The organism is Clostridium sp., assembly GCF_016650095.1.
Taxonomy (GTDB): domain Bacteria; phylum Bacillota; class Clostridia; order Clostridiales; family Clostridiaceae; genus Clostridium_AD.
In genome coordinates, this window is the sequence record NZ_JAENWL010000302.1 from 1 (window position 1) to 4656 (window position 4656).

Here is a 4656-nt window from a genome sequence, read left to right on the forward strand (position 1 = left end):
CGGTAGCAAACTGAAGAAAAACAGAAATATTGTTTTAAACTTTATAACAATAAATAATGTCTACAAGGCTATGGAAGCTCTAAAAGGGTTAAATTATGAAGTAGAATGTGTACAGGTTCAAGTAAGTAAGACAAAAGGGCAGAGCTATATGTTAATGGCAAATAATCCTATATTTGTAGTGAGTGGAAAAAAGCATTAACAAAAATTTTGTAAGACAAGCATTAATTCGGCATTAGGACAGGCATTAGTCATCAACTGTCCCTCACTTTAATTGCACTTTAATTGAATTGTAATTGTGTAATTGAATTGTTGTGTTGGATGAAATTTATCATGATAATTGAGATTTTAACAAGAATTAGCATTAATTGTTACCTGTCCCCAACTAACGTCATTCAGCTAACTTCATTAAAACTAAATAATTGTTAGCTTTCCATAACTTAATTTGTGTTTGACATAGAATTTGTTTGAGATTTAGATAAGGACTAGTTGTTAACTGTCCCCAACCTTACCCAACCTTACCCAACTTTAAAACATATGATAAGCATTAGTTATTAACCGTCCCCCACCTTAATCTTCTTAATCTCATTTAGTTGTTACCTGTCCCCAACTATCCCTACCCTAACTAGCACTAACACTACTATAAACAAAAAAGTACTTATGCTATTTTCTAGCATAAGTACTTTTTAAATTATTTTGAAGTCAAATACCCTTCAGCCATTAAGAGTTCAGCTGTGAGCAATGCTCCACCGGCTGCACCACGTAGGGTGTTATGAGATAGGGAAACAAATTTATAGTCAAACAAAGTATCCTCGCGCAGTCTTCCAATTGTTACTCCCATACCTTTTTCAATATTTCTATCAAGCTTAGTTTGAGGTCTATCATTCTCCTCAAAGTATGTTAAAAATTGCTGTGGGGCATTTGGAAGTTTTAAAAGTTGTGGTTTACCTTTGAAATCAGCCCAATGCTTTAAAATTTCTTCTTTTGATGGTTTATTTTCAAAGGAAACAAACACTGCAGCTAAATGGCCATCTGACACAGGAACGCGTATGCATTGAGTTGTGATTATAGGCTGTACGGCATTAACTACCTTATCATTCTCAATATGACCCCAAACTTTTAGGGGTTCTTGCTCACTTTTTTCTTCTTCTCCACCTATATATGGTATTACATTATCCATAATTTCTGGCCAGTCCGAGAATATTTTCCCTGAGCCAGATATAGCTTGATAAGTGCAAGCTAATATTTTTGTAGGCTTAAATTCCATAAGTGCACTTATAGCAGGAACATAGCTTTGAATCGAGCAGTTTGGCTTAACAACAATAAAACCTCTTTTAGTGCCGAGTCTCTTGCGCTGTGCATGAATTAATTCTAAATGGTCAGCATTTACTTCTGGAATAACCATTGGAACATCAGGAGTACCACGATTTGCAGAGTTATTTGAAACTACAGGAGTTTCAGATTTTGCATATTTTTCTTCAATTGCTCTTATTTCATTTGCAGGCATATTAACGGCGCAGAATACAAAATCTACTTCACGGCTTATTGCATCTACCTCATTTATATTTTTTATTACCATGTTTTTGACATTTTCAGGCATAGGGATATCCAATTTCCATCTGCTATTTACTGCCTCAAAATATGTTTTACCCACAGAGTTCTCACTAGCAGCAATAACAACTATTTCAAAATAAGGGTGATTTTCAAGTAGTGTAACAAGACGTTGCCCAACAAATCCAGTTCCACCTAATAATCCAACTTTTAATTTTTTCTTCATTGTATTAATACCTCCGATTCTAATGATATATATTTTTGAAAAATATAAATATTATATTTAAATATATTCATATTATGTTATAAAGGGAATAGTAATATTAAGACATTTAATAATTTATGTTACTATTATTAATGATTATAATGTTAAAAAGCATATACTTCAAGGGGATAATTATGTAGAATGGACTAAGACAATAAATTTACAAACAAAAACAATAAATTTATGGCTTGACAATATAGCAATAAGTTATATAATTTTTCTAGAAGAAGCTAATAGAAATGGGGAATAAAGTTGGTTAAGAATGACAAAAATAAAATAAAATTATATGGATTTAATAACCTAACAAAATCATTAAGTTTTAATATTTATGATATTTGTTATACAAAAACAGAAGAAGATCGCAAGAAATATATAGAGTATATTGATGAACAATATAACGCTGAGAGATTAACAAAAATTCTCACTGATGTTACTGAAATAATAGGCGCCAGTGTGTTAAATATTGCGAAACAGGACTATGATCCCCAAGGAGCAAGCGTAACATTACTTATTTCAGAGGATGAAATTCCGATATATTTAGTAGATTCTTCCTGTAATAGGGGTGTTCTAACTCCAACTCGTGAGAATATTGTGGGACATTTAGATAAAAGTCATGTAACAGTACACACCTATCCTGAAAGCCATCCTCAAAATGATATAAGCACTTTTAGAGTAGATATAGATGTAGCCACTTGTGGTACTATATCCCCACTAAAAGCTCTAAATTACTTGATCGGTAGTTTTGATTCAGATATTATTACTATTGATTATAGGGTCCGCGGTTTTACTAGGGATATAGATGGTAATAAACATTTTATAGATCATGAAATCAATTCTATACAAAATTACATTGCCAGTGAAACCATAAATAGATACAATTTAATTGATATGAATATTTATCAATCTAATATATTTCATACAAAAATGATATTAAATGATTTTGAGCTTGATAATTATTTATTTGAGATTAGACAAGAAGATTTAAATGAAGATGAAAAATCTGATATTATAAAGAAATTAAAAAAAGAAATGGTAGAAATATTTTATGGCATGGATATTTCTAATGGGTAATTTCTTAAAAATAATAATGAATTATAGATACCACTACATCATGAAATTAGCGATGTAGTGGTTCTTACGTTATTAGAAAACATATCATATAATAATATTAAGAAAACATATAATATAATAATATTAGGAAAACACTATAAAAATAAAATTTAGGGGTGATTGTATGAAAATAGGAGTTATAATGGGAGGAATATCAGCAGAAAGGGAAGTATCTCTTGGGACTGGAAAACAGATTAGTGAAAAGTTAGATAAAGATAAATATGAGGTTATACCATTATCAATAAATAGCCAAAATGAACTTATAGAAAGCGTGAAAGGTTTGGAGTTTGCATTTATTGCGCTTCATGGAAAATTCGGTGAAGATGGAACAATTCAAGCTATATTAGAAAGTATGGGGATACCTTTTTCAGGCTGCGGTGTTTTAGCTAGTGCATTATGTATGAATAAAAATATATGTAAGAAATTGTTTGTAGCAGAAGGAATAAAAACACCAAAGTGGATGATAGTAAAAGATGAAAATAAAATAAATTATAGTATAATAGAAGATATAGGGTATCCGTTAATTGTAAAACCTAATAGTGGAGGATCAAGTATTGGAACTATATTGGCAAATTCGATTGAGGAACTTAAAAAGGGAGTTAAAGAGGCTTTAAAATACGATGATGAAATTATAATTGAAGAATATATAAAAGGTGAAGAAATAACATGTTCTATGTTAAATGGTGAGATGCTTCCCGTACTTTCTATAAAACCTAATTCAGAATTCTTTAATTATAGCTCAAAATATGATCAGGATGGTGCGGAAGAAATAATTATCGAATTGCCTGAAGCGTTAAGAGAAGAGGTTGAGGAAATTTGTTTGAAATGCTGGGATACCTTTAAATTAAAGGCATATGCTAGAATTGATATGATAATAAGGGATGAAAAAGTTTATGTGCTGGAGATAAATACTCTCCCAGGTATGACTCAAAACAGTCTTTTACCTAAAAGTGCGGCTGCTTTTGGACTAACTTTTAGTCAGCTTTTAGATAAAATGATTCAATACTCTTTATTATAATAAAATCACACAGTTATATATTATAGATGGAAGGTGTTTTAATGTTTTTTGATATAAAGTTAAATAAACATGAGATTATTTATATTCAAGTCTACAAGTATATGAAGGGAATGATTGAAGATGGAATGCTGCCGTCTGAAAGTAAGCTGCCCTCAACTAGAGAGATGGCATCTATAATAAAGGTAAGCAGAACTACTATCATGAGAGCATACGAACTTCTTTGCGATTGTAATTTGACCTACACTGTAGACGGCATGGGCACCTTTGTATCTAAAATAGATATAAATAAGAATAATGAGTGGAATATGAAATGGGCTAATAATATTAGTAGTTATGCCAATTGTGCTGAAAAATTAGATATTATGAAGCATGAAAAACTATATGAAAAAGGTATGATTTCTTTTAAAACTATAGCACCTGATGAAAGTTTATTTGATATTGAAGAATTTAAGAGGGCTTTCCTAAACACAATTTCAATAGAAGGTGAAAAAATCCTTAATTATGGTTATGCAAAGGGGTATAAGCCATTAATTAATTTCATGCTGGAGTATATGAGACAAAAGGGAGTGAACACAACTAATAAAAGCATCTTAATAACTAATGGATTTACAGAAGGATTTGATATAGTTTTATCTTCAATTACTGAAAAGGGAGACAAAATCATATGCGAAAATCCTACCCATAATACAGCTATAAAGTTAATGAAGCTTCATGA

At 30.8% G+C, this 4656-nt stretch carries 4 protein-coding genes and 1 pseudogene; 4 read left to right on the forward strand and 1 reads right to left on the reverse strand.

Going from position 1 to position 4656, the window contains the following annotated elements; translation table 11 throughout:
• Positions 1-199, forward strand: a pseudogene (locus JJE11_RS14910) (precorrin-6Y C5,15-methyltransferase (decarboxylating) subunit CbiT); the annotation flags it as partial.
• Positions 200-688: 489 nt separating this feature from the next.
• On the opposite strand, the gene asd reads toward JJE11_RS14910, so the two are convergent.
• The gene (gene asd / locus JJE11_RS14915) at positions 689-1774 is read right to left on the reverse strand and encodes an aspartate-semialdehyde dehydrogenase (protein WP_291637012.1); all 1086 of its coding nucleotides are present in this window, start codon (positions 1772-1774) and stop codon (positions 689-691) included.
• Between the two features lie 291 nt (positions 1775-2065).
• On the opposite strand from asd, the gene speD reads away from it, so the two are divergent.
• From speD to JJE11_RS14930, 3 genes are all read left to right on the forward strand, one after another.
• Complete coding sequence (gene speD / locus JJE11_RS14920) at positions 2066-2884, forward strand: adenosylmethionine decarboxylase (protein ID WP_291637014.1); 819 nt, start codon at positions 2066-2068, stop codon at positions 2882-2884.
• 163 nt (positions 2885-3047) lie between these two features.
• On the forward strand, positions 3048-3941 hold the full coding sequence (locus JJE11_RS14925; protein WP_291637016.1) for a D-alanine--D-alanine ligase: 894 nt from the start codon (positions 3048-3050) through the stop codon (positions 3939-3941).
• 41 nt (positions 3942-3982) lie between these two features.
• Positions 3983-4656 (forward strand): GntR family transcriptional regulator (locus tag JJE11_RS14930; RefSeq protein WP_291637018.1); only part of this gene is annotated, 674 nt, incomplete at its 3' end.

Excerpts from the sequence above, each read along its gene's own strand:
- asd (WP_291637012.1), bottom strand. The coding sequence starts at position 1,774 with ATGAAGAAAAAATTAAAAGTTGGATTATTAGGTGGAACTGGATTTGTT.
- JJE11_RS14925 (WP_291637016.1), top strand. The coding sequence starts at position 3,048 with ATGAAAATAGGAGTTATAATGGGAGGAATATCAGCAGAAAGGGAAGTA.